Genomic DNA, 24,205 nt, shown 5'->3' with positions numbered 1-24,205 from the left:
AAGAGAGAAGAACGAAGAACGAAGAGAGAAGAACGAAGAGAGAAGAACGAAGAAAGATTCTTCCCTTTTCTCTCTTCTCTCTTTCCTCTTCGTTTCTAGCCGCCACAGCCGCCACAGCCGCCACAGCCGCCACAGCCACCGCCGCCGTCGCCGCCCCCTCCGCCGCTATCACCACTCCAGCCGTCACTACCCCAGGAAGGATATCCGCCGTTACTCCCGGTTGGGGAAGCAGAGAAGAACGCAGTCCGCAGGCTGGCGAAATCTTTACCGCGCAGTGCTGTTGTTCCTGCTAGGGCAACGAGGAACGTCAGTTGAGTGGGCTGCATGACGCTGAGGTCGCTGGAGCGGGCGTTTACGCTAGGTTGGTGGGTTGCTCGAATCTGTTTTAAGGTGCGATCGCCATACCGACTCGCTAAGGGCGGCACTTGGAATAGGGCAATAACAACCAGCCACACAAAAATCATCATCAGGAGAAACCCGACGGGCCGCCCCCGCGAAATGCCGACCAACACTTTGGCAATGCCCAGCAGCAGCGGCAAGAGCAGCAGCGGCGTAGGATAAAGTCGCGCTTTGGCAGCCTGGGCAGGCGACAGGGCCAGTCCAAGCTCCTGTAGGCGCGATCGCAGGGTTTCGGTTGCTTGCACCGTATTCCGACGGAGGCTCGCCACCGTGGTTTTTTCCCCATTCATGCTTTCAAGAATCGCCCGCTCTAGTGGTTGCTGCGACGACTCTGGTGAAACCAGCGGAACTAAGAATTTTTCTTGGGTATCGATGCTGGGAGGCTGCGATCGCACCATGCTCACAATCGCCGTATCAATCGCCCGATCTGCCCCGCCGACCAGATAGGCAACTTCGTAGGGATCGAGCGTCGGCAGCGACTGTCCCTCCACGTTGCCGGGTTGTCGGAGCCATCGGCGCAGCGCCCATGCCACCAGCAGCGTGCTGCTCAGCGTAAAGAGATAAAACTGCAAAAACTCTGGGCCGCGAAGATTCAGGGGATTGGGAATGGGGGCGATCGCTGTGCAGCTTGTCATACCAAATGCCAGCACCAGCAGGCCGCCCAGAGCGACTGGAGACATCCGCACAGACCACCAGCCAGACTGCCAGATCGCCGCCCACCGGCCTGCCCAGTCTGGTCGAGGCAGCACCCAATGCTGCTGCACATTGACCCGGCGAAATTGCAAATCTCGCCCAAACCGCAGGCTCGGATCGGGCCAGATGTCTGGGGGCGGCGTTTCCCCAAACCAGGCTTCGTAGCTCTGCAAGGTTTTGCGATACCAGTCGTTAAACTTGTGGCGTTCGGTCTGGCCGCCCTGGGTCGGCTCGTGGTGCAGCGGCATTTGCAGCACCTGCGGACAAAACACCTCCCAGTAGGAGCGGCTGTAGGTGAGATGCTGATGCCACGCCTGATCCACCTGATCCGACGGCGTGACGGGATGCCCTGCACAGACTGCCAGAAACGCAAACTTTTTGTATTCCTCAATCACCCGCTGGGCATAGCGCAGAGACCAGCAATTGTCGCGGGCAAGGCGCTGGCTAAAGCTAAGCGCTGCACCAGGCTGGTCGAGCGAAAAGGCTTGCAGTCGGTTGTAGAGGGCTTGCTGTTGGGGCGTTGCCGCGTGGAGGGCGATCGCCCCCCGACCAGACCAGAGGGCAGCGCTAGAGAGATTTGAGGCATAGGGAAGATCTGGAGTATGGCTCATAGGCACCTAATCGTGTAGAAGAGGAGTGTAGAAAGGGTTCCCGATTGCTTTCGCTCTATTAAATTTTTCAGACGCGATTTGCCCGAAGAGATTTAGAATCTCTATCACTCAAGACTTGATATAAATACAGGCTGCACTGCTAGGCTTACGAAAATCGACCTTGAAGAATCGGTCTACAGCGTTTTTGAAGCTAGTGAGGTACGTGAATAGTCAAGAAGCGTTTGCCTCGTCAAGACTGTGCGTGCCTCACCCCGCAAGAAAATGCCGTATCACCAGCTATCAATTTCAGCTACCCATTTCAGCTACCCCTTTCAGCTATTAACTTCAAAAATGACAAACCAACTGATACCAAACGATTTTCCCGCCGACCCCCAACTTTCCCACCAGCGTTCCCAATCCGTCCTTACTCGCAACCATGTCATCGTTTCAGGACAGGGCACTCAGCCGATGCTGTTTGCCCACGGCTTTGGCTGCGACCAAAATATGTGGCGATTCGTTGCGCCAGCCTTCGCTGCCAACTATCAAATTGTGCTGTTTGACTATGTGGGATTGGGCAAGTCGGACTTGCGAGCCTACGACCCAGAGCGCTACAGTCGCTTGGAGGGCTACGCTCAGGATATACTGGAGATTTGTGAAGCGTTGGATCTACAGAATGTCGTGTTTGTAGGGCATTCGGTGAGCAGCGTGATTGGAATGCTGGCGGCGATGCAAGCCCCCCAGCGGTTTGAGCGGCTCATCCTGGTGGGGCCGTCGCCCTGCTATCTCAACGATCCGCCGGACTACTGTGGCGGTTTTGAGCGAGAGGATATTCTGGGATTGCTGGATCTGATGGATAAGAATTATCTCGGATGGGCTAGCTTTTTGGCTCCCGTTATCATGAAAAACGAACAGCGTCCCTCCCTCTCAAAGGAACTGGAAGAGAGCTTTTGCTCGACAGACCCAGTGATTGCGCGGCGCTTTGCTGAAGCCACGTTTTTGTCAGATTATCGGGGTATTCTGGCTGAAATAACCGTACCTGCGCTAATCTTGCAGTGTGCTGAAGATGCGATCGCCCCCACAGAAGTCGGTCACTACCTCCATCGCCATCTGCCCTACAGCACCCTCAAGCTCATGCAGGCAACGGGTCACTGTCCCCACATGAGCCATCCCGAAGAAACAATTCAGCTAATCCGAGACTATCTCTCTGCCGCTCATGTCATCAGAGCCACATGATGAACTGCACGCTGAAGTGTGTGACTGTCATTTAGATGACGTGCTAGACACCGCCCCCTGTGGCTTTTTAGCCTTCAGAGATGATGGCACGATTACCCTTACCAACGCCACTCTGTTGGAACTGGTGCAACGCAGGCTAGAAGAGGTTAAGGGGCAGCGCCTGGAGGTGCTGCTGCCGACAGCTAGCCGAATTTTCTACCAAACTCATTTTTTTCCACTGCTTAAACTGCAAGGCAAAGTTGAGGAAATTTATCTTCCAGTCTGCTCCAGAACAGGAGAAGACCTGCCCATGCTGGTCAATGCAACTCGCCATGAGCGTGAGGGGGAAGTGCTGAATGAGTGCATTTTGATTCCGATTCAGCAGCGGAGTCATTATGAGGAGGCCTTGCTTCAAGCTCGCCGTGAGGCAGAAGCCGCGATGCAGGCTCAGTTTCGAGCCAATGCTGAGCTAGAGCAGGCCCGAAATGCTCTGGAGCAAAAGCAGGTGGAGCTAGAAGCCCTCAATGCTCGCCTGGAAGAACTGGTGCAGCAGCGCACGGCTGAGCTAGAACAGGCGCTAGAGTTTGAGGCGCTGCTGAAGCGGATTACGGATCGGGTGCGCGACAGCCTGGACGAGGGGCAGATTTTGCAGACGGCAGTGCAGGAATTAGGAGCTGGGCTGGCGTTGGTGGGTTGCAATGCCGGAATTTACAACGCGACGCAAACGCAGGTGGCGATCGATTATGAATATCACCAAGATGGCTCTGCATCTCGCTCTAGGGTCGAAGCTTTAACGCCCGAAGCGGCAGTTATGTACGCAGCAGTGATGCAGGGAAACTCTGGCCCGTTCTGCTGTTGTTTGCCTGTGTGTCCTCGCTATGGGGCAGGGCGATGGGCGATTTTGGCCCGTCCGATTTATGACGATCAGGGGGTTCTTGGCGATTTGTGGCTGTTTCGCCTGGCGGAGCAAACCTTTAGCGAGGTGGAAGATCGGCTGCTACAGCAGGTGGCCAATCACTGTGCGATCGCCCTCCGCCAGTCGCGCCTGTATCAGTCTGCCCAGACTCAACTTCACGAAATGGAGGAGCTAAACCAGCTCAAGGACGACCTGCTGAATACGGTATCTCATGAAATGCGATCGCCCATGTCCAACATTCTCATGGCGATTCAACTGTTGGAGGTGCATCTAGAACCCCTAGGTGTGTTTGCAGATGAGGCAGGAATTGTGACGCGCTATTTTCGAGTGCTGCAAGATGAAAGCCAGCGCGAAATTCGACTGATTAACAATTTGCTAGAGATGGCTCGCGTAGAAGCAGGCACTGACTTGCTGAATATCAGCACGATTCCGCTTCAGTTTTTTATCCCTTATATTGCAGAACCCTATATCGAGCGAGCTGGTTCTCCCGTCAGTACGGTGATAACTTTATTTAATCAGAGAAGCAGGCTAATAGTCTTTCTCGAAAATTGTTGAAATTGACAAAGCCATAAGCTTGCCGTTTAATCAATTTAATTCGGTTGTTGATTCCCTCCATTGCGCCACTCGTTGTGCGATTCCGAAAGTAGTTGCTAATTCCATCTAAATGGTTACGAATCGTTGTGCTTGCTTCTCTATAGACGACTCGCGCTTTATCGAGCCACCCTTGGATCTGACGCTTGCCTTCCTCAACGGTTAATGGTTGTTCATAAATCGCGCGAAACTCTTCTTTCCACTCATAGGCTTTTCCTAATCGCTTTGACCGTTTCAGAATCTCTTCTAACTTTGTCTGTTCTTCTGCGGTTAAATCCTTGCCATTCTTGAGCAAAATGAATTTGCTACCTCGGTCTGATACACCCGATTGTCTACGAATTTTATTTAACTCCTCATTGACTAATTTCATGACATGAAAGCGGTCAATCACTACCACGGCATTGGGAAACACTTTCTTGACTACCTTTGGGAATCCTCCCCACATATCCACGCTCACCTCTTCAACTTTTGCACGCACCTCTAGGGGCTGCTGCTTCAGGGTTTCAATAATGTCTTCCTGTTGGTGACTGTCAATCACTTCAATCAATTTCCCGGTCTCAACGTCGCCGATAACGGTGGCGAAGTTTTGATGCCCTTTCCGCTTGCTGATTTCATCAATCCCAATGCGTTTGACTCCTGCCCATCCCGTGTTTTTTTCTGTGCATACTGATGTTTGAAAATCCCTTCAATGCGCTCAAAGCTTAACCCTTCTACGCGACCCACTTGCTCCATACTTGACAGTTTTACTTGCTGGTAAATATGCTCCTCATAGCGTCGAGTGTACTGCCGTCCTGCATCCATAAATGTCAATGACTCAGTAAAATAACGTTGGCAATCACGACAATAAAACTGACGACGAGGAATTTTCAAATAAGTGACTTGACCAAAAATCGATAGGTCTCGAATCAAAATCGGACGGTTTTGATGCAACTCTGAACTTGATTTCTTACAGTGTGGACAGCTAGATTCTTGATTGAGCAAGCGCAACTTTAAGTACACTTCATTGTCTTTTTGAATGCAACTTTCAACCGTAACGTGAGGGAAGTTAAGCAATCTATCAAGATGTATGTCCATTGGCGCAACCCCTGACTTAAAGTATCATATTATACGATTTTCACCCCGGATCCGGAAGAGCCAGCGAGCTAGAAATCAGCAGCAACACTTAGAAATTCAGATGGACGATCCGCTCCCTTCTTTTTCCAGCGACTTATCGTATCTAGAACGCATTCTTGGCGAATTGCTAAACAATGCCTGCAAGTACACCCCTGCCGGAGAACACATTATCCTTTCCGTCCGGTCGATGTCTGATGGGCTGCGGATTTGCGTTCGCAACACAGGGGTAGAAATTCCTGCCGCAGAGTGCGATCGCATTTTTGAAAAGTTTCACCGCATTCCTGACCATGATATTCGGAATCAGGGCGGCACGGGGCTGGGGCTGGCACTGGTTAAAAAACTAGTGGAGCGCTTGGGCGCGACGATTTGCGTTGACAGTCAGCAGGGTGCCACTACTTTTACAGTGGAATTCGGTTATCAGGCGTTGGGCCAGTCAGGATTAGGCCACGGGTTCAATCCAAATTTGCCAAACTAAGCCAAACTGGAGAAGGGCTATGGGTGCTGCAATACTACACGCTAGACACCAAGACGTTCCATTTAGGAAGTCTCGACTTTACCGACAGGATTTCTGCGCTCTATGAAGATGTTGTAATCAACGGAGTGAAAACTGAGTAAAAGTTACATTCAGGTTGGCATTCTAGTTTGCTGCGCGATCGAATTCTAGATCACGTTCCAAAGCTGCTACATCCATACCGCAAAGACATATCCGAAATAGACAAGATAAAGTAAGCCTGTGGTGGCGATCGCCCCTTTACCTAGCCAGGTTTCGTAGCCGTGAAATAGCAGAAAACTGCTAACAACTACCGCCAGGATCTCAATCACACTGAATACGTTGCCATAGTAGCGCGGGTCCCAATAGGACACGGGGCTATGAAATCGCCAGTTGGAAAAGGGAAAAAAATGACGGTGAGCATCCTCGTTGTGCAGAGGCAAATCTCCGGCAATGTGTAGCAGCATACTGATAAAAAGCAGCGTACCAAAGGGCGATCGCCCCCACAGCGAAAGGAGCAATCCCACTAAAATTAGCGGTACTGAGTTAAATACATCAATAAAGTTTTGCCAGTGAGGTTCAAAATAAGACTGCGACCAAATGATTGATTCTGGCGTATTTCGGATGACCTTTTCCACAAAATAAAACACAAACATTGGTGCATCTGGCAACACAGCCCCAACAATCACAGGAACCAGTAAACGTCCCTCATCTTGCCGTCCTAAACACAACAAATTCAGCACTATATGAGCAGGCGTATTCATATTGTTTTTTGGATTAACTAGATCAGGCGCGGCAAATCAGGGCGATGTTATTGACTCAAAAATTTATTTCCAAAACTCATCAATATCAACTTGAGATAGCTCCTCTTGAAGTTCCTGGAAATACCCACTTTGAGTAATTAAGTTGACCTCTTGCATTCGTTTGTTTTGGTCAATTTCAATTTGCAATTCTTCCAGTTGCTTCTTTAGTGCATCTTCGCGCTGTCGGCGTTCGGTGATGTCTTGAATCAGCCCTTCATAATACAGCAGCCTGCCTTGACTGTCATATACAGCTCTTGCGTCTTCTTCAATCCAGATGATACTGCCGTCTTTACGATAGACCTGATACTCCAATCCTTTCACTTGCCCATGCGCTTTCATAAATTGATAAAATCGCTGGCTATCGCGAATATCAACATAAGTTTGCTCTGGAATATTAGTCACAGAATTCACCATTTCTTCTGGAGAATCGTAGCCATAAATCGCCGCCATCGCCGGGTTGACTTTGAGAAACTGCCCTGTCGGTGAGGACTGAAAAATTCCCTCCAGCGCGTTTTCAAAAATGCTGCGATAGTTCTCTTCGGTGATGCGTAATTCTTCGTTTTTCTGCTCTAGTTTGGTGAATGAAGATTTGAGCTGTCCGGCCATGCTATTAAACGAGGTGGCAAGCTGGTCTAGCTCTAGTAGCGCACTGGGCGTAATGTGCTGAGACAAGGCACCCTGAGCAATTTCGTTAGAGGCTTGAGAGATGCGCTGGATTGGCCGCGTGACCCAGCGAGCTGTGAGAATGCCAAGGGCGATCGCCAGCCCCAGCGCTCCCAGCGCCAGCCAGATGGCATTGCGGGTAGTGGTGTAGATGTCGCTCATGAAATCGGCTTCGGGAACCGCAATCACAATTAGCCAGTCCAGCCCGCGCCCGTCTTGAAACGGCAGCACCTGTACGAACTGCCGCTGTCCATCGACCGAAAAATCGAGCTGCTGCGGCTCTTGAATTTTTTGGAAACCGCCAAATCGTCGCTGCAAAAATTTTGCAGTTTCTTGAATCAGCGGCTCACTGCTTTCGACTGCTTGCAGCAGCAGCGTCTCGTTGCCTTCGCCCACGGTCAGCGGCTCCTGGGTAGAGCTGGAGAGAATTTGCCCCTCACGGTCGATCACAAAAGCTTGGCCGGTTTTGCCGATTTTGAGGCTGGACAGAAACTGGCGAAACTCGACCGGAAGCTGGACATCGGTCGCACAAACGCCCAGCGTAGTGCCCGCTTCGCTATACACCGGGAGGCTGGCCGTCAGCACGGGCAAAAAGGTGGCAAAATCTAGATAAATATCGCTCCAGACTGCGCCCCGCTTGTTTATCGCGTCTTTGTACCACGGGCGCGATCGCGGATCATATTCTCCATCTTCTTTGACAAAACTGAGGCGATCGCCCCGGCTATCCATCTCATAGTAAAAAAAGCGCCCCTTTGTGGCAGCGTTTGTCAGCCAAAACTGGATTTCGTCGCTGCCGACTGCCGATCGTCCCGCCCCCAAAAACTCGCCCTGCGCTGTGCCGCAGTAGGAGCCAAAGATGTACGGCGAAATCCGAACCTGCTGGTGCATCTGGGCAATATTTTGAGGATTTTGAAAATCGAGATTGCCCTGAATAAAAGCGGCTCCATTCAGCCGATTAATGTCATGTGGCGTAGCAAAATAACCCCGTAGCTCCTGCTCGATCTGAGACGACAAACCAGTCCGCAGTTGCGAAGCCAGGTCATTGACTGCCCGCTGAGCCGCCAGAAACGATAGATAGCCTACCAGACCTACAGCCGCTGCAATTTCCAACACAAACGGGACGACAAGCGCCGTGCGGAGGCGAAATTTTGCAGGAACAAGGGGAAAATTTGCTGGCATCGCATCTAGCGCCACGGTAGATGGGAAAGATTTTAATCTTAGCGACTTAGCCTTTGCCTATATTCCGCTTCAATTCTTCAATTTCTTCGTCCATTTCCCACTGGCGAAAGGCTTTTTCCAAATCTTGGGGAGAGGCTCCGCCCGTGGTCGAGGTGTTGTAATTTTGCCAGCCAGCGGTTTGCCACTGCTGGTCAACTGAGGTCGCAGGGCGGGCGGTTCGCGCCTGGGCTGCCTGGGCCGACACTTCCTTGCGCTTTTGCTGAATCTGTTTCTGGAGGGCGATCGTTTCTTGAATGCGCTGGCGCAGGGCTTCCATCTGCCCCCAGAGATGGTTTCCCTGGCGCAGCAGCGTTGCCTCATGTTCCTCGGCGGGCTGCGCTAGATCCGTGCGCCCCTTCTCTTTTGCCTTTTCTACGCGGGCGTGCCAAAGCTGAACTTCTTGCGCTGTATTCAAAATTTCCTGCTGGAGCCGACTTTCCTTCAGCCGCAGGTCGCCCAGCAAGCGAATTGTCTCTTCTTCTTGATCTCGCAAGTTGTCTTCGAGGGCTTGCAATTCCAGATGGGGATTATCGCGTAAAAACTCGTCCAGGCGGGCTTCCAGAAACGTGCTGAGGTCGTCAAAAAGGCTCATGAAACACTCCTATGGAGCGGATAGGGGCGGGTAGCGAACTGCTGCAAAGACGCGCAAAGAAAAATGCAAAAGCACGCACCCAAACCCTATCAGGGGATCAGAACTGCTGTCCAGTGTAGATCGATCGCACGTCGCCGTTGCGCCGCACCATCACCTCATTGCCCTTGACAGAAACAAGCGTCCAGCCGCTTGAGCCAATGGGTTCGCCGATTTGCACGCGATGGGTGGTGCCGTTGATTTCAAACAGGGCGGCGGAGCGGTCAGGATCACTTAGCTCCAGGATGCCGACGAGCGTGTGGGTGGAGGTGGCTGCAATATTGGGTGGAGGCGCGGAGGAGTCGGGGCTGGCGTTGGGGGCGGGTGCGGCGGCGGGGGACGGGGGCAGCGGCACAGTGGAAACGACGGGCGATCGCCCCGGCAGGTTGAACCCTGGCAAACTGGGGAGACTGTTGCCGCCGCTGCGACCCGGCAGCGCCATGCCCGCTGGCGGACGATAGACCGGGACAATTACCGGATCGGTGGTTGCCGAATTGCCAGGGGCCGGATTGCCCGCCACAGCAACGCTCGGCAGGTTCCCCTCAGTATCAGCGGTTTCGGACTGGCGGCGGGCTGATCTTTTCTCCAGCACGTTGAGCGATCGCTGAATGTAGTCCAAAAACTCGCGGTTTTCGGGAGAGGCGGTCTGGGCCGCCACCTCCGACGAGCCGGTCGAGCCTGGCGTGTTGGCCTGCTGCCAGCGGCCCTGCATTCCATACCACAGCGCCACCGCTGCCGCCAGAGAGCCGCACACTAGCAGCGCCAGCAGTCCATCCAGAGACTTTTGTTTGATGGGGAGCGGCTGGGGATGCAGCGCTGCCGCTACCAGGTCATCTTCTGGTTCAGGATGGATCGTCCTCGGCTCAAGTTGGGGAATCAGTGCGGGTTCTGGATTTAGCTCTGGCATAAAGTTGGGATCTCGGCTGACGGAGGCATCGGGCGCTTTGGCTGAGCCGTCGTGCCGTTGCGCCTGGGAAACAGTTGCCAGGATTGGTGGAATCGTGACATCAGTAATGCTGACGGGAGTACGACTGGCAGATAACTCTTCCGGTGGCTCGGTCGAAACGAGCCGACCCTGCTCCAACGCTTCTTCCAAGTCGCCAAACAGGTCGTCCATCAGTTGGTCTGCATATTGCTCGATGGAAAAGCGATCGCCCTCTGTCGCAACGCCCGACGCACCAGAAACACCAGCGGCAGCGATCGCCCTCGATTCTTGATCGGCAAGCTCTTGGGAACTCAAGTTTTCCAGGGCAGGAGACTGGGCAGACGTGGGTTGAGACATGGCGAAATCAAAATGACGACTGGAGAAATTAAAGCGGCAAATTTTGAGCGGTAAACTGGACGGCAGGACTCGCCGCAATCGCGGTTCGATGACTATTCAATGTAGCAATAACCTATAAAAATGGAACGCTTTTTAGGAGTTTGCCAATCTTAAAAAAGAGGTTGGAAAATTCACGGTCGTCCCACTGTCTGCCTCCAGACGTAAAATTAAGGAAATAGGTACTTTTTGTAATCTCCGCTACGCAGCGTTCCATGACCCTCGATTTTTCCGCTTCGCGATCGCCCGAAACCAATGGCTGGCAGCACTGCTTTATTGAAACCAACCGCATCCGTCTGCACTGCGTGACGCAGGGAGAGGGCGAACTAGTGGTGTTGCTGCATGGGTTTCCGGAGTTCTGGTATTCCTGGCGGCACCAGATTCCAGCACTGGCAAAACATTTCAAAGTCGTCGTGCCGGATCTGCGCGGCTACAACGATTCCGATAAGCCCAGCGCGGGCTACGACCTGGACACGCTCAGCGCCGACATCCAGGGCATTATTGAGAACCTGGGCTATCTAAAGGCGCATATCGTTGGGCACGACTGGGGCGGGGCGATCGCCTGGCACTTGGCGCAGACCGTTCCCCAGCGGCTGCATCGGCTGGCAATTCTGAACGCGCCCCATCCGCACCGTCTGATGCAGGAGATGTCGAGCAATTTCGATCAACTGCGGCGGAGTTGGTACATGCTGGCGTTTCAGGTGCCGGGGCTGCCGGAATGGCTAATTCGCCAAAACCTGCGAAACTTTGTGACCACAGCGATGCAGGAATTCTGCGTCCGCAAGGGAGCCTTTAGCCGTCGAGATATGGACATTTATCAGGCCGCGCTAGAGAAACCCGGCGTACTGACGGCAGCGATCAATTACTATCGACAACTGCTGTCGCCCCGACGGCTGATGCGCGAATGGGGGCGATCGCCCCTGCCCGTCACCGTGCCCACCCTCGTTTTGTGGGGTGAAGACGACCATTTCCTGAACCAGTCCCTTTTGGAAAACCTGGATGCCCTAGTCAAAGCGCCGCTGCGCCTGACTCGCATCGCCGACTGTGGCCACTGGATTCAGCAGGAAGTGCCCCAGACGGTCAACCGCGAACTGCTCAACTTTTTGCGGCAGCCATATCCCGCATAGGCCTGCTACTTGCCGGGATGTAGAAGCTCAGGAAAACCTCAGGAAAACCTCAGGAAAACCTCAAGCAAACCCGTCCCAGCCGCAGGCGACCCGAAAACCAATGTCATACAGGCCGCGATCGCCCTCGGCCCGCGACCGAAAAGCAGAGCGACAACTGCGGGGCCCCACGTTCCAGGAGCCGCCCCGCAGTATGCGCCGTTTGGGGTCGCGCCCGTTTCCCCACGCGGTTCCGTCTGTCGGCGCATCGGCGTAGGTGTCATGCCAGGTATCCTGACACCACTCGCGCACATTGCCATGCAGGTCGCAGAGTCCAAAGGCATTGGCATGGGCAAAATAGCCCACAGGCAAGGTCTCGCGGCGGTCTTCGCCCTGGGGCCCCTGCCCGTAGCTGCCCCGGTTGCACAGTCGCCCCTGATACTCCCAGTCCACTCCGGAGTAATTTGCCAGGTCGGTGGTAAGGGTTTCGCCGACGTGAAAAGGAGTCTCTGTGCCGCCGCGACAGGCGTATTCCCACTCGGCCTCGCTGGGCAGGCGGTAGGGACGGCCCGTGTGCGCGGTGAGGCGATCGCAAAATTCCACCGCCTCCAGCCACGACACCTGCTCCACCGGATGGTAATCGCCTTTGAAATGGGCGGGATCTGGGTCGAGCGATCGCCCTACCACAGGCAGCGCCGCTACGGCTCGCCACTGGGCCTGCGTCACGGGATATTTGCTCAAGGAAAAAGGTCGCAGCGTAACCAAATGCTGGGGAAACTGCGAAGGATGCCAGCCCTCCTCTTCTCTGGGTGCGCCCATCGTAAACGGGCCTCCCGGCAAAATCACCATCTCCAGCGCTACGCCCGCAGCCAGAGATTCTTTCCAGAGCTTGGCTCGACCCGTGCGGCGATCGCCCACTTCGCCAGTCGGCAATAGGGTCAGCACTTCAAACTCCACCGGCATTAGTTCCGGTGTACTCTGATTGAACATCGATGACTGGGGTTGATTGCTTTACACCCCTCATCATACGGTGCATCGAACCGCTCTCCGGCTCTCCCAGCCGCGCTTTTGCAAACTGGACACTCACTCCGGATTTCCCAGACAATTCCAGCCCCCAAACCGTTGAACCCGCACCGGGATGTATTAAGAAATACATCTTTGTGGGGGGCTGTTTTGCGGAGTGGGCAGTCTGATCCTAAGGATGGCAAGTTGCTCAGCGCCGCAGCGGTTGAGAGGGTGCAGGGCGATCGCCATCCGCCTTTTCCCACTCGTCTCCATCGCATGGTCTTTGTCCTATGCTCACCCTTAGCCACACCCTAGATCGAAGTTTGCGAAACGCTGATGGCACTTATCTGGATCAGCAAGGACTGCAAACCCTGAGTGCCTACGTGCAAACCTATCAGACCCGGCTAGATGCCTATCAGCAATTGCGCGATCGCAGCACGCCAATGATTCACCAGGCGCTCAAGAAGCTGGCGCAGGTGCACCCAGAGCTAATCCAGCAGCATGGACAGCGCTGTTTATACGACATGACCGAAGTCGTTCGCTACATTGCCCTCTCAGTGCTGCGCGATGACGAAACATTTTTCAAAGAGCAGATGATGTCTTGGCTCGACACCATCCTGATGGCCCACAAGCGCCATAGCCACTGCGCCACGGCCTATCGCTATCTCCAGGAGGCGATCGCCGCCAACCTCTCGCCCGCCGCCAATACGCTCATTTCTCCGTACCTGGATAGCGTTGTTCTGGCGCTGCAATCCCACGCCTAGCCTACGTCTAGAGGTCATTCCAGAGGTCGCTATGCAACACACACCCATTTCGATTCATCCCAATTCCTCTCAGACCGAGCGCGAAGCCGCCCTCCAGCAAATCTATCGGCAAGTCCTCGAACGCCAGCCCTACAGCTATGAACGGCGAATCTTGGGACGGTTGGAAAAGGACTTTCTGGCCAACCGGATCGGGGTACGGCGGTTTCTGCGCGAACTGGGACAGTCCGAGGTATATCTCAACGCCTTTTACTTCAACACGTCTAACTACAAATTTATAGAGCGCTGTCTGAAGCATTTCTTGGGGCGGGCGCTGCTCAACCACGAAGAAATGCAGCACTATGGCAACATTCTGGCCCGACAGGGCGCAACAGGGCTAATTTCCACGCTGCTCGACTCAGAAGAATATCGCAAGGCGTTTGGTGGGTTCACGATTCCCCATGCCCGCGCCCAGTCGTGCTACGAATCGCCCAAAGCCTACCTGGAAACCCATGTGCTAAATCAGGAATACGCAGGACGACGGGGCAACGCTGTGCCAACCCTCATCTGGCACGAGCTAGGGCTAAACTGCGACACAGGCGTATGCCGCCACCCAGAAGCTGACGAAGCCCTAGAGCCGCCGCTACCAGGGATTGCCGACCACTTGCCAGACTCCTTCCTGGCGCTGCTTAGAGGAGACAATCAGGAACTAGACACGGCTACGGTTCGGGAACTGGTCGCCTCTCTCTCGCCGCAGCAAAGAAAAGCCCTCCAGCAGGCAATCCTGAGTTGAGATCTGGCCCTTCCGCCGTTCATTGGAGCAGCTACTACAGCGAACACAGTGGGGTATAGCGGTGATGCCGTTGTATCCCATTTTTTGTTGTATCCCATTTTTTATTGAATTTCCGATCGAACTCAGCAACCCTTCTCAGCAACCCTTCTCAGCAATCTTTACTAATTAATCCTTTACCTTTTCCGCGTCTACTTGGGGTCTTCGTCGATCTTCGGAACGATGTCTGGGCGCTCCTTGGCTTCCCAACCCGGCGGCCGCTTCGAGTTATACCAGGCGATCGAGCCGATGGTGACGGCCGCAATAAACCCCACCACGTAGACTACCGTAAACCACACTGGAAAACCGCCACCTGCGGCTACATCCATCAACAGCACCATAACCGACGCTCCAAGTATTTTAGATTCCTAAAATTATCATTCCGTAGAATCGGCCCCTCACACCACTGTTTCTGGGCAAGGGCTGATCGGGGGCAACGATGTGAAAAGCCCCATCGGGTGTTTCTCCGCAGCTTTCTGCAAGGTATGGGTTCCTTCAGGAATTACTCTGTTGCAGGAGGGGGCGCTTCTGCCGGGGCCGGAGCCGGGGCCGCAGGCTCGGAGCGAGGCCGCTCTAGGCGAGGGGGCAGGGCAGGGCGCTCAGGCGGTGGCGCTGGCGGTGGCGCTGGCGCTGGACGGGCTTCCACAGGTTCCGGTTGGGGACGCTCGACCCGCACGGGTTCAGGACGCGGCTCTGGTTCGGCAGGGGCAGATGGAGACTGCGGACGAGCAGGCGGCGGCTCTGCGGGAGACGATGGGGCCGACTGCATAGGGTCACTGTTGCGAATCTTGCGAGGCTCGGAACGGGTGTCTGGGGAGGCTTCGCGAGCCGCAGGAGAACTGGGCGATCGCGCGGGTGCTGTGTCCTCGGATCGACTGCGAGAGCGGCTGCTTGAACCAGAAGATTCTCCCTCCGAGTCACCTCCGGTTGCCGGGCCAACGAACATTCTCCGGGGGCGAATTCGCTCCGCCTTGATGGAACCTTTGCGATCGCCGCGCAGGTTGGGCTGGGGGAACGACTCAACCGGCATTCCCTCGGTTGCCTGCGCCATATAGTTGCGCCATACGAGGGCGGCCGTGCTGCTGGCTCCTGCCGTCGGGCGATTATTGTCATTGCCCAGCCATACCCCCGTCACCAGTTGAGGAATATAGCCGATGAACCAGAGGTCGCGCTTGGCATCGGTGGTTCCCGTTTTGCCAGCGACGGGTCGGCCCCGCAGTGCTGCGTTGCCGCCTGTACCGCCATTCACCACGCCCCGCAGCATCCAGGTCATGATATTGGCGCTGTCGGTATCTACGGCCTGCTCTGGCGTGAAGTTTGCCTCGTAAATCACGTTGCCAAAGCGGTCGATAATTCGCGTGATGCCGTGTGGCTCGATGTGCTTTCCTTGAGCAGCGAGAGTGCCATAGGCGCTGGTGAGTTCCAGCAGGTTGACCTCCAGCGTGCCCAGCGCCAGCGAGTAGGCAGGAATCAGCTTGGACTGAATGCCCATGCGCTTAGAAATTTCCATCACCGGATCAAACCCCGCATCCAGCAGCACCTTGACTGCGATGACGTTGATGGAACGGGCCAGCGCATCCCGCATGGACATGTTGCCAGAGTGCCGCTCGCTGTAGTTTTTGACCTCGTAGCCATCAACGATGAACTTGGAGTCCAGATAGCTCTTGTAGGGGGAGAGTCCGGCAGCGATCGCCGCTGTATAGACAAACGCCTTAAAGGTCGATCCGGGCTGTCGTTGCGCCTGGGTTGCTCGGTTAAACTGACCCGCAACCAGGTCTTTTCCGCCAACCAGCGCTTTGATTTCGCCTGTGCGGGGGTCGATAGATACCAAAGCCGCCTCAGAAAACCGCTCCCATCGTCCATAGCGCTCGACGGCTTTGGCAACCGTTTCCTGAGCAATAGCTTGCCACTTGGGATTCAGCGTCGTCTCGATAGTCAATCCGCCCACTTCCAACACCTCCGGGCTAACGCGCTGAGGCAGTTCTTGCTGGAGGATGTAGGAGGTAAAGTGGGGCGTTTGGCTAATGAGATTACGGGGCTGGCTGGGCGTTAGCTCAATTTCTGCTGCCTTTGCCTCCGCCAGTTCTGCGGCGGTAATGAATCCAGACTCATACATTCGCTCCAGCACAATATCGCGGCGGCTGCGGGCCAAATCGGGATTCACCAGCGGCGAGTATTCGCTGGGGGCAGGGGCCAGTCCAGCAATCATGGCCATCTCAGATAGTGAAAGCTGGTCAATCGGCTTGCTGAAATAAATCCAGGCGGCATCGCCCACGCCATACGCGCCCGAACCTAAATAGACCAGATTCAGGTAGCGCTCCAAGATTTGATCCTTGGTTAGCTCGTTTTCCATTTTGTGCGCCATCAGCGCTTCTCGAAACTTACGGTCGAGGGTGCGTTCCTGCCCCAGAAACACGATCCGCGTCACCTGCTGGGTGATGGTGCTGGCTCCTTCGACCACCTCACCGGCTGACAGGTTTGCCAACGCAGCGCGGGCGATCGCCCGATAATCGACACCATTGTGTTCATAAAACTTTTTGTCCTCAGCAGCGATGAAGGCGTTAATCATCGTCTCTGGGATCTGGTCGAGCGAGAGCGCCTCTCGCGTCGCGGGCCCAAGCTGTTGCAGCACCGTGCCATCGGCCGCCTTGATGGTCATCGAGCCATCGCGGGTATAGGTCAGTGCGTCTTCTGGGTCGGGTAGCTCGCTCTGGATCTGGCGCACCGTATCGATGGCCGCCATACCAAAACCACCTGCACCCGCCAGAGCCGCCATCACCACCCAGGCATACCAGGCCTGATAGAACCGACGGGGCGATCGCTTAGGCGGCTCCGGATCAGGGTTGGGTTTTGACCATTCCACGAGTGCCGGGTCGGGCTGGGGTGGAGAAACGGGCACCGCCGCATCCGCAGGAGCCTGAGTGGAGGCTTCTACAGGCAGATCGGCTGGCGTGTCCTGCGTCGAAGTGTCGTCTGCAAACGGGACACCCAAGCCGCTTGAGGCTTGAGCCAGACGGTCGTCCTTGCCGCTGTGTAGCGCATCGCCCTCTGGCTTGACCCAGCCCTGAACTCGATCAAAGAAACCTGTCACGCTAACTCTCCCCACTGAAACCGCACAGACAGAGCAAATTTGGAAAAGACCGATTTGGACTCATCGAACTGCTCTGGTTGCAATCGTGGCGCTGGGCCAGACCTAGAAGATTTGCAAAACCACAAATCCTGAGATTGTTGCCCCCGCCACCGCTATACCCTAACGCCGTAACCTGCTGCTATGAACTGCTATAACGTTGCGAACTGCTATAACGTTGCGAACTGCTATGACACTGCTACGACCTGCTACGACATTGTTACCTACATAAGCGCCAATCGTCTGCGATCGCGCCTGGAGATAACCCATAAGTCCAGATCTATCGATTAACGATAAAAACCAGCCCACAGAACACAGTTGAGCCTAGAAAGCTGACTATTGCTTTGCCATCAGCAATAGGACAACTTCAATCTATCGAACCAAAGAAATGAATCAAACAAAAGCTTAACCTAAAAATCGGGGTCTATGAACCTTTGTGACAGTTATGCAACGGTGGATTTACAAGAAACTCGCCCCAGTGCTTTCCCCTGCGCTTTCCCATGTGCTTTGCCCAGCGATCGCCCTCAATCAGCCGCTATGCCTCTGACCCAGCGCTCTCTAGCACGCCAAATTCTCGCAGCGCAGGCAGAAAATTTTGATGTTCATGGCTAGACTGGCTGAGCTTGATCAGCGCAAACCGCTGGAGCGGATCGAGGCGGCTCCACTGTTCAGTTGTGAGGCACACACCCACGCGCTGCCCCTGCTGCTGCACCGAGTCGGGAATTTGGTGTGCATTGAGCCAGGCGGGCTGCGGATCAAGGGGCAAATCGGCTGGGCGATCGCCCCCTTGGGCCGCTACCAGGTTATACACCCGCTGGCGATAGGCGGCTATTTCTGCCTCGCTTTGGCAGGGCAAGTCGAGCAGCAGTTGGCGATCGCCCCAGGGCAGCGCGTGCCAATGGGCCAGCTTCAGCTTTATCCCACAGGTGTCGAGGTTATAACGGACGCGCATGGGCACGCACCGCAGCGAATCGGCAAAATCCTGCTCAAATTGGAAAACCTGAGTCAACCGTATAGCCCCCTTGTCAGGTCTGTAGCTGCATCAAGCCGCCGCCTTGGGGCCGGCTAGAACTCTTGCAGACGATACATCCAGTCAAAAAACTGCGGATCTTCGTCAAAGCAGATTAGATCAAGATGGCTAGGGTTGTCCAGAAAATCTTGCGCCAGCAAATAGCCTGCAATCGTCCAGGTTTGATACTTCCGCGAGGCCTTGCCCACGTAGCGTCCGGCCTTGCCGTCATAATACTCTGGCCACTCGTCTTCGCTGAGGCGGCGTTCGGCAATGGCCATCGCTCGGCGACACAGATCCGTGCGTCCCGTCTTTTGGCAGGCTGCCGCCATCAGCCACAGCAGCATCGGCCAACTGCCGCCATTGTGATACGACCAGGGCACGTTCTTCGGGTCGCAGCCCGTCAGAATTTTCCACTCCTGATCGACGACGGCAGGATAGCAAATCTTCATCGGCATTTGCCCTACCAGGTCATCCCAGCGCTGCTCGATCAGGTTCATCACCTGCTGCGATTCTTCGGTGTTGGTTAGCGAGGAGATGACGGCCATCAGGTTGCCCAGGGCAAAAAAGCGGAAGTCTAGCCGGGCTGGGCCCAAGTTGCCTGCTAGGTAGCCGCCTTCGTCGGGCATCCAGTCGAATGTCCATTCGGGAATTGAATCGGGATAGATATTGAACTTGTTGACTGCGCCCTCGCCAAATTCTTCGCCGTGATAGCGATAGATCGTGTTCAACCGCCGCGCATCCAGCCAGTAATACTGGCGCATGTGGTAGTTCAAAATGCTGAGGCGCTGGTTGATGATCTGGATATGGATATCGTTGCGCGGGCCGGGAGCCAGCAGTTCCCGGGCTGACATTAGCGCCGCGTAGAACAGGGTTTGAATTTCCAACGGATGCCCGTCTACACCCATGCGGCGGTCGATCATGAACGCGCCATCGGGGACGAGCATGGTGGGGTACATGTCGAAGCGATCGGCCATGCAGAGCTTGAGAATCCACAGGATGCCCTGCTGAAACTCCGGCTGGTGGGCCAGATCCAGGTCGCCTGTTGCCTTGACATAGGCCCGCAGCAGAATAATCCACCAGAGGCAGGAATCGACGGGCGTGACACGACCAATAGCGTGTTCACCGAAATCTGCCACGAGGTATTGCTTTCCTTCGGCGGTGACGACCTTAAAGCTGGCGGGCATTAATCCTCGACCGGCATAGAAGTAATCCATCTGCTTCTCGCCGCTTTGGAGCGCCAGCGTTTCCACCAAAAAGTTGCGGACGATTTCGGGGCGGCCGTGGGTAAGAAACACCAGTGCTGAGGACACAAAATCCCGAACGAAGCACTGATCGTAGTTCAGGGCTTCGACGCTGGGGTCGCAAGCTGCTACGGTGCCGACGGGGCGATCGCCATAGTACACAATCGACCGCTCCAGGAGTTGCCAGGCTTCTGTTACAAGATTTGTCGTAGTCTTCATTGCCTAACCTGCAAGTGGCTTAAAGAAGGATTTAGAAGGTGAACCAACGGAAACAATGCAGCTCGTTAAACTAGCTAGCTAATTAAGATGCACGGCTGAAGATGCACGGCTAAGACCAATCCTAGAAATACAAAGGAGCCAGCGCTCTGAACTTTAGCCGTCAGATTCCGTCAGCGCTGGGTCGGCAGAGTTGTGGGGATTAAGACGCTTTTTCCATTGCACAGGAATTTGATGACAAAAAGCATCCCCCGATGTGCCTAGCCAGATGCGGTGAGGTGGGATCGGTTTTCGGGCGATCGCCCCCCAGGCATTCAGCCAAGGCAGCCTTGCGTGACCCTGTGGACTAGAATGTTGTCCCAGACGCGTCGCAGACCCGACCCAAACAGACAGACTCAGCAATCCAAAGTTCAGAAACAGCAAGCGGTCAGGGCGCTTATAAACAAACAACCCCTTGGCTTTTGAGCGCTCTAAAAGCACCCAGATTTCTAGGAGCGACAGGCGAACTCATAGGTTTTCAAGAACACGCTCGAGGAAACGTGCTTGCGAAAACCAGGTTTGTGAAAACACAGTTTTCGGGAACACAGGCTCTCGAGAGACACATTGCTGTAAGAATGTGTACTCCTCAAAGCTCCTTAAAAATGTGTTCCATAAGGAAAGAAGCTGGACTCAGACTTCCGCAATGCCGCAAAGCCTATGGCAAACAAAGGACGAAGCTGTAGCCTCGCAAGGGGTCTACAAAAACGACCATTTGACCTAGCTTAAAGGCGGTTGCCTCAGTCAGCAACTCTACAGCGTTTAACGTAGCCCTAACAATCAGTAAAGAGCCTCAGATTTTGGCTCGAAAGCGTTACGCGGCCTCATCGCTACCCAGCCTTCAGTTAGCAGAAACAAGCGTTGAGAGGATTCTCCGAAGCCCGCTTCTGGAACCTGGGCGATCGCGCAATGCGCCCTGTATCGCTAACCAACCCCATCCTCAGCAAGTGGATAACAGCCCTGGCAGTTTGTACCAAAGCCCAACCCACGACTGAACTAACGCTACTGACCTAGCAAACTCAAACACTGCGATCGCTCTTTTGCGGCGATCTTAGCGTCAACTTTACAGAGATAGCATAAGTAAGTTTTTCTTAGGAGGCGAGAGATGCACCCTACACCGTGGTTTGGAAGTATACTAGCATCTAGGTCGGCATCCTGAAGCTTAGGCGTGGTGCCGGTTCAGGTCGCCCTCAGAAGCTCACGCAGACTCCGTTGGCTCACAGGCTTAGTGAATCACTCCACCTATCCCTCATTTCCCCCTTTGAGAATCCGATAGACATCGGCCAAACGGCGGATATATCGAACCCGTCCCCCGCAAAAGGGCGCACTGAGAATCATCAGGTGAAGTGCAAAGCAGGGCTTTCCACAAGGAATGCCCTACGCAGAATCTCGATATGTCTAAGATAATATTTTAGTAGCCCTTTTAACTAAATGAACCGTTAAGGCCACAAAACCAATACAAAATTGGAACCTTCTGTAAAAGCTTTATGCAATTTGCCATGAAGTCTGGGCTTGTGGTTCAGGTAAACTGCTCCGGTAGATTCCTCAGGTAGGTCGTCCAGTTAAATTCTCCAGCAGAAGTGAGATGGGCCCGTCGTTTGGCGGAGGCCGAGGTCTGGAGCGCCAGATGGAGGCTTGGCGTGGGCATAGCAATCAGGCGCTCGGCCCATTCAATAGCGACAATGCCCAACGGCAAATCTTGCCCCGCCCAGTACTGGTCTAAATACAGCGCTTCTATCTCTGCTGGCTCCAGTCGATATAAATCCATGTGATAGAGCGGGATGCGCCCTTCGGTGTATTCATTGACCAGTGTAAAAGTCGGGCTGACGATGGGGTCTGAAATGCCTAAGCCCAACCCAATGCCCTGGACGAGGGTGGTCTTGCCTGCACCGAGGTCGCCCTCCAAAAGCAGAATGCTGCCTGCTGGGAGCGATCGCCCCAAAAGTTCTCCCAATCGCTGGGTTGCAGCGGCATTGGGCAGGTCGAGAGTAAAGGGCAACAGTTGGGCAGCCATGACGAACCGCAGCGGTGATAGATACGGCGATAAATACGGCGACAAATCGAAATTTGTAGAATTTTGACAGCGCCTGCAACCTATTATGCGAGGTGCAGATTGAAACGGGTTCTCTTCATTCGCTGCCGCTCTAGAACTCAGACTCCTTAGAATAGTAAGAGCGTTCCCCCCTTGCTATCGTGACCTACGAACCGCTGCATCACAAGTATCGTCCCCAAACGTTTTCGGAGCTGGTGGGGCAAGAGGCGATCGCCGCTACGCTGACCAACGCCCTGCGCCAGCAAAAGATCGCCCCAGCGTACCTGTTCACTGGGGCACGCGGTACGGGCAAAACCTCCAGCGCCCGAATTTTGGCAAAATCGCTGAACTGCCTGAAAGCCGAGCAGCCCACCGAGAAACCCTGCGGTCAGTGTGAAGTCTGCCGCATGGTGGCCCAGGGCACTGCGCTAGATGTGATCGAAATCGATGCTGCCAGTAACACAGGGGTTGATAACATTCGTGAACTGATCGAGCGGGCCCAGTTTGCCCCGGTGCAGTGTCGCTACAAGGTATATGTTGTCGATGAATGCCACATGCTCAGCAATGCGGCGTTTAATGCTCTGCTGAAGACGCTGGAGGAGCCGCCGCCCCATGTGGTGTTTGTGTTGGCGACGACCGACCCGCAGCGGGTGCTGCCGACGATTATTTCGCGCTGCCAGCGGTTTGACTTTCGCCGCATTCCGCTGGAGGCAATGGTGACGCATCTGGGGGCGATCGCCCAGGCTGAGTCTATCCCCATCACGCCGGAGGCGCTGCATCTGGTGGGGCAAATTTCTCAGGGTGGGCTGCGCGATGCCGAGAGCCTGCTTGACCAGCTCAGCCTGCTGGAGGGCGAAATTTCCACGGAAAAAGTGTGGGATCTGGTGGGTGCTGTGCCAGAGCGGGACTTGCTGGATCTGGTGAAGGCGATCGCCGCCGACCAGCCCGCCCCCGTCCTCGACAGCGCCCGCCGCCTGATGGATCGGGGACGAGAGCCGCTGGTGGTGCTGCAAAACCTGACCAGCTTTTACCGCGATCTGCTAATTGCCAAAACCGCACCCGGCCGTAGCGACTTGGTTGCCATTACGCCCAACACTTGGGCAGAAATGTGCGAGTTTGTTGCATCGCTGCCCATCGAGATGCTGCAACAGGGGCAGCAGCGCTTGCAGGAAAACGAGTCGCGCCTGCGCCAGAGCAGCCAGCCGCGCCTCTGGCTGGAGGTGTCGCTGATGGGGCTGCTGCCCTCGGCGGTGCCCGTGTCGCCTGCGGGAAGCGCTGTGCCCAGAATGGCTGCCCCCGCACCCCTTTCTCCTGCGCCCGTTTCTCCTGCGCCCGTTTCTGTCGCACCTGCTGATTCGGTATCTGCGGCAACTTCCTCAGCGGCCGCCCCCAGCGCAGCACCCACCCAAAGTCCTGCTGCGCCACCCATCTCTACCCCAACACCCCAACACCCCAACACCCCCTCTGTTAGGGGTCAGGGGTCAGGAGTCAGGGGTCAGGCAGGCGTGACAGAACATCTCACCCCAACACCCCAATACCCCAACACCCAAGCCTCCTCTCCCTCTCCCCCCCTCGCCCCTTCTCCACCCTCCCTCGACCTCGCCCAAATCTGGCAAGATGTACTCAGCCTGATGCACCCGCCCTCAACCGCCATCTTGCTGCGGCAGCAGTGTCGCTTGCTGGGGTTTGACGGGCAAACGGCGCGGATTGGTGTAAACTCGCAGCCCTTGTTCAACATGGCAAAGAGCAAGCTGCCGAACATCGAAGCGGCGTTTGCTAAGCTCCAGAATGAGACGATTCGCGTGACGCTGGAGGTGGCTGGAGGCAGCGAAGCCTTTGCCGTGACCAGCCCTGACAGTGCGCCCCCTGCGCCCCCTGTACCCGCAACACCGCCCCAAACGTCTGCGCCGGCCCCAGCAGTTCCAGTCGCCCCGGTTTCTCCACCTATTGCCCCCGAACCCAGTCGCCCTGCTCCGGCGATCGCCCCATCCCCAGCATCGACCGACGCGCCCCCTTCGCCACCGCCCATCCCGACCTGGGAAGCGGAGGACGAGGTGCTGCGGGCGGCCAAGAGCCTGGCGCAAATGTTTAACGGGCAACTGGTCAATCTGGACGGAGAGCTACCAGGCGCAAGCAGTGCAGATGTTGGGGAAACCGACGCAGCAGAAGAGGATGACGATGTACCGTTTTAGCGGGCGATTGCGTTTTAGCGGGCGATTTTGGCGATTTC

At 55.2% G+C, this 24,205-nt stretch carries 21 protein-coding genes; 8 read left to right on the top strand and 13 right to left on the bottom strand.

Annotated elements, in window-relative coordinates; translation table 11 throughout:
- Nucleotides 1-95: 95 nt before the first annotated feature.
- Nucleotides 96-1,703 carry a TIGR04222 domain-containing membrane protein gene (locus O77CONTIG1_RS03785; RefSeq protein WP_068508198.1) on the bottom strand — a complete coding sequence of 536 codons (1,608 nt, stop codon included), beginning with the start codon at nt 1,701-1,703 and terminating at the stop codon, nt 96-98.
- Nucleotides 1,704-2,033: 330 nt separating this feature from the next.
- On the opposite strand from O77CONTIG1_RS03785, the gene O77CONTIG1_RS03780 reads away from it, so the two are divergent.
- Nucleotides 2,034-2,915 carry an alpha/beta fold hydrolase gene (locus O77CONTIG1_RS03780; RefSeq protein WP_068508196.1) on the top strand — a complete coding sequence of 294 codons (882 nt, stop codon included), beginning with the start codon at nt 2,034-2,036 and terminating at the stop codon, nt 2,913-2,915.
- Complete coding sequence (locus O77CONTIG1_RS03775) at nt 2,896-4,365, top strand: histidine kinase dimerization/phospho-acceptor domain-containing protein (RefSeq protein WP_068508194.1); 1,470 nt, start codon at nt 2,896-2,898, stop codon at nt 4,363-4,365. The genes O77CONTIG1_RS03780 and O77CONTIG1_RS03775 overlap by 20 nt, the downstream gene beginning before the upstream one ends.
- Here O77CONTIG1_RS03775 and O77CONTIG1_RS25350 read toward each other — a convergent pair.
- Nucleotides 4,322-5,011 (bottom strand): ISL3 family transposase, encoded by a 690-nt coding sequence (locus O77CONTIG1_RS25350; protein WP_286132678.1) that lies wholly within the window; start codon nt 5,009-5,011, stop codon nt 4,322-4,324. The genes O77CONTIG1_RS03775 and O77CONTIG1_RS25350 overlap by 44 nt on opposite strands.
- Nucleotides 4,945-5,475: a transposase family protein gene (locus O77CONTIG1_RS25345; protein WP_197673314.1), complete on the bottom strand. Its 531-nt coding sequence runs from the start codon at nt 5,473-5,475 to the stop codon at nt 4,945-4,947. The genes O77CONTIG1_RS25350 and O77CONTIG1_RS25345 overlap by 67 nt, the downstream gene beginning before the upstream one ends.
- Nucleotides 5,476-5,575: 100 nt before the next feature.
- On the opposite strand from O77CONTIG1_RS25345, the gene O77CONTIG1_RS03765 reads away from it, so the two are divergent.
- On the top strand, nt 5,576-5,989 hold the full coding sequence (locus tag O77CONTIG1_RS03765) for a sensor histidine kinase (RefSeq protein WP_068508192.1): 414 nt from the start codon (nt 5,576-5,578) through the stop codon (nt 5,987-5,989).
- Nucleotides 5,990-6,195: 206 nt separating this feature from the next.
- Here the strand turns inward: O77CONTIG1_RS03765 and O77CONTIG1_RS03760 are convergent, their stop codons facing one another.
- The 4 genes from O77CONTIG1_RS03760 to O77CONTIG1_RS03745 form a co-directional block, all read right to left on the bottom strand.
- The gene (locus tag O77CONTIG1_RS03760) at nt 6,196-6,768 is read right to left on the bottom strand and encodes a hypothetical protein (protein ID WP_068508190.1); all 573 of its coding nucleotides are present in this window, start codon (nt 6,766-6,768) and stop codon (nt 6,196-6,198) included.
- Between the two features lie 63 nt (nt 6,769-6,831).
- Nucleotides 6,832-8,649: a PAS domain S-box protein gene (locus tag O77CONTIG1_RS03755; RefSeq protein ID WP_068515968.1), complete on the bottom strand. Its 1,818-nt coding sequence runs from the start codon at nt 8,647-8,649 to the stop codon at nt 6,832-6,834.
- 46 nt (nt 8,650-8,695) lie between these two features.
- The gene (locus tag O77CONTIG1_RS03750; protein WP_068508188.1) at nt 8,696-9,280 is read right to left on the bottom strand and encodes a TIGR04376 family protein; all 585 of its coding nucleotides are present in this window, start codon (nt 9,278-9,280) and stop codon (nt 8,696-8,698) included.
- A gap of 97 nt (nt 9,281-9,377) precedes the next feature.
- The gene (locus O77CONTIG1_RS03745; protein WP_068508186.1) at nt 9,378-10,598 is read right to left on the bottom strand and encodes a hypothetical protein; all 1,221 of its coding nucleotides are present in this window, start codon (nt 10,596-10,598) and stop codon (nt 9,378-9,380) included.
- Between the two features lie 251 nt (nt 10,599-10,849).
- Between O77CONTIG1_RS03745 and O77CONTIG1_RS03740 the strand changes: the two genes are divergently transcribed.
- Nucleotides 10,850-11,761, top strand: a complete 912-nt coding sequence (locus tag O77CONTIG1_RS03740; RefSeq protein WP_068508184.1) for an alpha/beta fold hydrolase — start codon at nt 10,850-10,852, stop codon at nt 11,759-11,761.
- Nucleotides 11,762-11,821: 60 nt separating this feature from the next.
- On the opposite strand, the gene O77CONTIG1_RS03735 is transcribed toward O77CONTIG1_RS03740, so the two are convergent.
- The gene (locus O77CONTIG1_RS03735) at nt 11,822-12,727 is read right to left on the bottom strand and encodes a formylglycine-generating enzyme family protein (protein WP_068508182.1); all 906 of its coding nucleotides are present in this window, start codon (nt 12,725-12,727) and stop codon (nt 11,822-11,824) included.
- A 305-nt stretch (nt 12,728-13,032) separates the two neighbouring features.
- Between O77CONTIG1_RS03735 and O77CONTIG1_RS03730 the strand changes: the two genes are divergently transcribed.
- Nucleotides 13,033-13,506: a phycobilisome protein gene (locus tag O77CONTIG1_RS03730; RefSeq protein ID WP_068508180.1), complete on the top strand. Its 474-nt coding sequence runs from the start codon at nt 13,033-13,035 to the stop codon at nt 13,504-13,506.
- Nucleotides 13,507-13,537: 31 nt separating this feature from the next.
- Entirely contained in the window at nt 13,538-14,275 is a 738-nt protein-coding gene (locus tag O77CONTIG1_RS03725) for a phycobilisome rod-core linker polypeptide (protein ID WP_068508178.1), read from the top strand.
- Nucleotides 14,276-14,463: 188 nt separating this feature from the next.
- On the opposite strand, the gene psb35 is transcribed toward O77CONTIG1_RS03725, so the two are convergent.
- The 4 genes from psb35 to O77CONTIG1_RS03705 all read right to left on the bottom strand — a co-directional run bounded on the left by psb35 (nt 14,464) and on the right by O77CONTIG1_RS03705 (nt 19,910).
- Complete coding sequence (gene psb35, locus O77CONTIG1_RS03720; protein WP_068508175.1) at nt 14,464-14,652, bottom strand: photosystem II assembly protein Psb35; 189 nt, start codon at nt 14,650-14,652, stop codon at nt 14,464-14,466.
- Between the two features lie 161 nt (nt 14,653-14,813).
- A complete protein-coding gene (locus O77CONTIG1_RS03715) occupies nt 14,814-17,402 on the bottom strand; it encodes a transglycosylase domain-containing protein (protein WP_197673313.1) in 2,589 nt (862 codons plus the stop codon).
- Between the two features lie 571 nt (nt 17,403-17,973).
- Nucleotides 17,974-18,447, bottom strand: coding sequence for a nitrate reductase associated protein (locus O77CONTIG1_RS03710; RefSeq protein ID WP_068508173.1), 474 nt, complete (start codon nt 18,445-18,447; stop codon nt 17,974-17,976).
- Between the two features lie 56 nt (nt 18,448-18,503).
- Nucleotides 18,504-19,910, bottom strand: a complete 1,407-nt coding sequence (locus O77CONTIG1_RS03705; protein ID WP_068508170.1) for a glycoside hydrolase 100 family protein — start codon at nt 19,908-19,910, stop codon at nt 18,504-18,506.
- Nucleotides 19,911-20,804: 894 nt separating this feature from the next.
- Between O77CONTIG1_RS03705 and O77CONTIG1_RS24145 the strand changes: the two genes are divergently transcribed.
- The gene (locus O77CONTIG1_RS24145; protein WP_156434903.1) at nt 20,805-20,957 is read left to right on the top strand and encodes a hypothetical protein; all 153 of its coding nucleotides are present in this window, start codon (nt 20,805-20,807) and stop codon (nt 20,955-20,957) included.
- A gap of 505 nt (nt 20,958-21,462) precedes the next feature.
- Here the strand turns inward: O77CONTIG1_RS24145 and tsaE are convergent.
- Nucleotides 21,463-21,957 carry a tRNA (adenosine(37)-N6)-threonylcarbamoyltransferase complex ATPase subunit type 1 TsaE gene (gene tsaE, locus O77CONTIG1_RS03700; RefSeq protein ID WP_068508168.1) on the bottom strand — a complete coding sequence of 165 codons (495 nt, stop codon included), beginning with the start codon at nt 21,955-21,957 and terminating at the stop codon, nt 21,463-21,465.
- Nucleotides 21,958-22,136: 179 nt separating this feature from the next.
- On the opposite strand from tsaE, the gene O77CONTIG1_RS03695 reads away from it, so the two are divergent.
- Entirely contained in the window at nt 22,137-24,167 is a 2,031-nt protein-coding gene (locus O77CONTIG1_RS03695) for a DNA polymerase III subunit gamma/tau (RefSeq protein WP_068508166.1), read from the top strand.
- Nucleotides 24,168-24,205 lie beyond the last annotated feature (38 nt).

This window comes from Leptolyngbya sp. O-77 (assembly GCF_001548395.1).
Taxonomy (GTDB): domain Bacteria; phylum Cyanobacteriota; class Cyanobacteriia; order Elainellales; family Elainellaceae; genus Thermoleptolyngbya.
This window is presented reverse-complemented; position numbering and strand designations above follow the sequence as displayed.